The sequence below is a fragment of the Streptosporangium sp. NPDC006013 genome, from assembly GCF_040614275.1.
Taxonomy (GTDB): domain Bacteria; phylum Actinomycetota; class Actinomycetes; order Streptosporangiales; family Streptosporangiaceae; genus Streptosporangium.
In genome coordinates, this window is record NZ_JBEXUE010000652.1 from 1 (window position 1) to 4,581 (window position 4,581).

Genomic DNA, 4,581 nt, shown 5'->3' on the forward strand with positions numbered 1-4,581 from the left:
CCGGCGTCTTCCTGATCTACCTGCTCATCACCGGTTTCGGCCCCGGGGCGAGGCGGGAGCAGCGCGACACCTTCCTCATCGCCGCGCTCACCGCCGCGCTGCTGACCCTGCTGCCGTTCGTGGTGATCCCGGCGGACGCAGCCGACTTCTGGTTCCGCGCGCTGCTCGACCCCGAGCGGCTCGGTGCCAACGCCGCGACCACCAACCAGTCGATGCGCGGCATGCTCATCCGGCTCTACCTGCCCGACGTGCTGACGAGCCTGCTCTGGGTGGCGCTGGTCGCGGTGGTCGCCTGGTACGGCTTCCGCCACGCTCGCCGGGCGCTGCTCGACGGGCACCCGGTGGCCGGGGTCGCCCTGGTCGGGCTGATGGCGGTGCTGCTCTCCCCGGTCGCCTGGATCCACCACCTGGCCTGGGCGGTCGTGGTGCTCGGGGCGCTGGCCGGCGACAGGCGCGATCCGGTCAGGGTCCGGGTGGCCGCCGGGGTCTGGCTCTACTACGTGCTGCCGATCCCCTGGTGGGGGGTGACGATCAAGGCGGCGGAGATCCCGGTGCTCAGCCCCGTGCTCGGCAAGATCGTGCAGAACGGGTTCGGGCTGGGCGCGCTTTTCCTGGTCTGGCTGCTGGGGGTGTGGCTGCCCAGACGGAGAGCGGCATTCCAGGCACTCCGCTGATACGGGGTGATCCGTGGTGTGAAATGACCAAGTTTGATGTGACTTGTGGGGCGAAGCAGCTTAATGCGGAGCGACCTCGGATGGTCTTGGGGAGGACCAAGCGGCCCGGAGGTGCGACCTTGGGCACATTTTTCGACAGTCGCCGGATAACCTGAGGTCATGCCGAAATTCGCTTACCTGGGACCGGAGGGAACCTTCACCGAAGAGGCCCTGCGCATCCTGGCGCCGGAGGCCGAGCGTCTGCCGAGCCCGAACATCACCGCGGCCCTTGAGTCGGTCCGGCGCGGCGAGGCGGACGGAGCAGTCGTCCCGCTGGAGAACTCGCTCGAAGGCGCCATCACCACGACCCTTGACGAGCTGGCCCAGGGGGAGCCGCTGCTCATCACCGCGGAGCTGCTGCTGCCCGTCGAGTTCTCGCTCCTGGCGCGCCCCGGCACCGAGATGGGACACATCAAGAGGGTCTTCACCCACCCGGCGGCCATCACCCAGTGCCGCAACTTCACAGCCCGCGAGCTGCCCGACGCCGTGGTGGTCGCCGCCCCGTCGACGGCGGCGGCGGCGCAGGAGGTCGCGATCCCCGGCTCGCCGTACGACGCGGCCATCGCCGCGCGCATCGCCGGTGAGCACTACGGCCTCGTCCAGCTCGCGACCGGGATCGGCGACCGCACCGACACCGTGACCCGGTTCGTCCGGGTGACCCGTCCCGGCCCGCTGCCCGCGCCGACCGGTGCCGATCGCACCTCCCTGGTGGTCTTCCTGGCCGACGACCATCCGGGCGCGCTGCTGGAGATGCTGACCGAGTTCTCCGTCCGCGGCGTCAACCTGTCCCGCATCGAGTCGCGGCCCACCGGCGACGGCATCGGCCGTTATTTCTTCCACTTCGACTTCGAGGGCCACGTCGCCGACGCCCGGGTCGGCGAGGCGATCTCCGGTCTGCACCGGATCTCCGCCAAGGTGCGCTTCCTGGGCAGCTACCCGCGCGCCGACGCCTTCGCACCGCAGATCAAGCGCGGTACGAACAACGACGACTTCGCCGAGGCCGCCGCCTGGCTCGACAGGATCCGTACCGGCCAGAGCTGATCGTCGGCCGGTACGGAGCAAACCGGGCGCGGACGCGAGCCGTACCTCGGTAGCCTGTGACTGTGATTGACCTGCGTACCCTTCGTGAGGATCCGGACCGGCTACGGGCGTCGCAGCGTGCCCGCGGTGAGGACGACTCTGTCGTCGACACGCTGCTCGACCTTGATGAGCGCCGACGTGGTGCGCTGAGCCGTTTCGAGACGCTCCGCGCCGAGCAGAAGACCGTCGGCAAGTCGGTCTCCCGCGCCTCAGGGGAGGAGAAGGCGAGCCTGCTGGAGCGGGCGAAGGATCTCTCCTCGCAGGTCAAGTCGGCCGAGGCCGAGGCGGAGAAGCTCGCCGCCGAGCTCGATGAGCTGATCTACACGGTGCCCAACCTGGTGGAGGAGGGCGCTCCGGAGGGCGGCGAGGACGACTACGTCGTCCTGGAGGAGATCGGCGAGAAGCCGTCCTTCGACTTCGAGCCCAGAGACCACCTGGAGCTCGGCGAGCTGCTCGGCGCCATCGACATGGAGCGCGGCGCGAAGGTGTCGGGCTCGCGGTTCTTCTTCCTGCGGGGCGTGGGCGCGCGGCTCCAGCTCGGGCTGCTCAACATGGCCATGCAGCAGGCGATCGAGGCGGGCTTCGTCCCGATGATCACGCCCGTGCTGGTCAAGCCGGAGTCGATGAAGGGCACCGGTTTCCTCGGCGCCCACGCCGGCGAGGTCTACCACCTGCCCGACGACGACCTGTTCCTGGTCGGCACGAGCGAGGTGCCGATGGCGGCCTACCACGGCGACGAGATCCTGGACGGCTCCGCGCTGCCGTACCGCTACGCGGGATGGTCCTCGTGCTTCCGCCGCGAGGCCGGCTCGTACGGCAAGGACACCCGGGGCATCATCCGGGTCCACCAGTTCGACAAGGTGGAGATGTTCTCCTATGTCCGGCCGGAGGAGGCGCACGCCGAGCACCTGCGCCTGCTCGACTGGGAGAAGGAGATGCTGGCCAAGGTCGAGCTGCCCTACCGGGTGATCGACACCGCGGCCGGAGATCTGGGCACCTCGGCCGCCCGGAAGTTCGACTGCGAGGCGTGGGTGCCGAGCCAGGGCCGCTACCGCGAGCTCACCTCGACCTCCAACTGCACCGACTTCCAGGCCCGCCGCCTCGGGGTGCGTTTCCGCGAGTCCGGTGGCAAGCCCCAGCACGTGGCCACCCTGAACGGCACACTGGCCACCACCCGCTGGATCGTCGCGATCCTGGAGAACCACCAGCAGGCCGACGGCTCCGTCGTGCTGCCCAAGGCCCTGCGCCCGTACGTCGGTCTCGACGTGCTCGAACCCGTCAGGTAGCCGTCTTCGAAGGCCCCGCCCGGCCCGCCGGATCACGAAGTTCGCCGTACCCGCCGAGTCGGACGGTGCGGCGGCGACCGGAACCCGTGCCACGGTCGGGGCCTTCGTGCGTTCACGCCACCTGACGTTCCTCCGCACTCCTCGCCGCCGTCCAGCCGATCAGGACCGATGCCCCGACTCCGGCGCCGCCCACGAGCCAGGCGAGGGACTCCGCCGTCGAGTAGTCGTCGGGGGTGCCGGAGAGCCAGCCGGAGAAGATCATCGAGATTACGGCCGGTATGCAGACGGCGATGGCCGGCAGCGTGATCCAGGTCCGCGACGGCACGCGCGCCTTGATCGCGGCCGCGGTCGTGAGGACCGCCGCGGTGAGGCCGCAGGCGCTGCCGAACAGGAACAGCAGGGGTCCAATGAGGCCGTAGGACGGCTGGACGAACGGGTATCCGATCGCGGCGATGATGTACGCGGCCACTGCCAGGCCGCTGTGCTGCGGTTCGCGACGGCGGGCGGCGGTCATACCGGCCATGAAGGCGAGCAGGCCGGTGAAGAGGCCGGCGCTGTGCTCCGCCCTCAGGTTGACGTTCAGCGCGTCGAGCGGGATCGCCGCGTCGGTGGAGAGGCCGTCGGCCGAGAAGCCGAGCCTCCGCCAGGTTCCCCGTGTGTCGCGTACGGCGATGCCGTCGGTGCCGTTGGCCGCCACCACCACGTGGCCGTCGGGCACGCGCTGCACCGCGACGGCGGTGGAACCCTGCCACGGCGGCGTGTAGGGGCGATCGTTGCTCCGGCGCAGAGCGTCCTCACGTCCCTCGGAGACCCCCCACACCGTTTTCCAGCTCGCCCCGCCGTCCCCGGTCTCGTCGACGCCCAGCCGCGGCGGGGAGACGCGGTAGCAGTGCCTCGGGTCGTCCAGCAGGCAGGCGCGGGTGGCGGGTAAGGGTGGGGCGGACGGTGTCGCGGGTGCCGGAACGGGATCGGGCCGCATACTCCACGTCCGGCCGCCGTCCCGCGAGACGGCGGCTGATGAGGGCCCGTAGTCGATGAGGACGGTGATCGATTCGCCGTCGGCCGAGACCGACAGGGCCACAGGTGGGGACTGGCCATACGCGGTCGCGGTCACCCCGACGAGGGCGAACGGGACGACGACCAGCGCGCGGGCACGCCGTACCGCCTGGTCGGACCGGCAACCGCGCCAGACCAGCCAGGCGACGCCCAGCGCAGGCAGGGCCACCAGGTCGGTCGGGTCGGCCAGGACCCGGGAGGGGCCCGCGACCAGGGTCCACGCCCGGGAGGCGAATTCCGCGCCCCCCTCGGTGGTCTTGACCAGGGTGAAGCCGACACCGGTGGCGACGGTCGCCACCGGTGCGGCGAGCCGGGCCAGGACGGAGGAGAAGGGGCCTGCCCGGGTGAGAGCGAGGGCGGGAAGGAAGGCGAGGGCGAGCACGGGCGGCGCGACGAGCAGCCCCGCGACGTCGCTCAGCTTTCCGGTGACCGGGCCGGGCCACAGG

At 70.9% G+C, this 4,581-nt stretch carries 4 protein-coding genes; 3 read left to right on the forward strand and 1 reads right to left on the reverse strand.

Features of this window, described 5'->3' with window-relative positions; genetic code table 11:
* The 3 genes from ABZ260_RS47080 to serS all read left to right on the forward strand — a co-directional run.
* Window positions 1–674, forward strand: a 674-nt coding sequence (locus ABZ260_RS47080) for a glycosyltransferase 87 family protein (RefSeq protein WP_355631399.1), incomplete at its 5' end; no start/stop codon positions are given.
* Window positions 675–833: 159 nt separating this feature from the next.
* Window positions 834–1,754 (forward strand): prephenate dehydratase, encoded by a 921-nt coding sequence (pheA, locus tag ABZ260_RS47085; RefSeq protein WP_355631402.1) that lies wholly within the window; start codon window positions 834–836, stop codon window positions 1,752–1,754.
* Window positions 1,755–1,816: 62 nt separating this feature from the next.
* Window positions 1,817–3,079, forward strand: coding sequence for a serine--tRNA ligase (gene serS, locus ABZ260_RS47090; RefSeq protein WP_355631405.1), 1,263 nt, complete (start codon window positions 1,817–1,819; stop codon window positions 3,077–3,079).
* Window positions 3,080–3,191: 112 nt separating this feature from the next.
* Here serS and ABZ260_RS47095 read toward each other — a convergent pair.
* A partial coding sequence (locus ABZ260_RS47095) for a hypothetical protein (RefSeq protein ID WP_355631408.1) occupies window positions 3,192–4,581 on the reverse strand: 1,390 nt, incomplete at its 5' end.

Excerpts from the sequence above, each read along its gene's own strand:
- pheA (WP_355631402.1), top strand. The coding sequence starts at position 834 with ATGCCGAAATTCGCTTACCTGGGACCGGAGGGAACCTTCACCGAAGAG.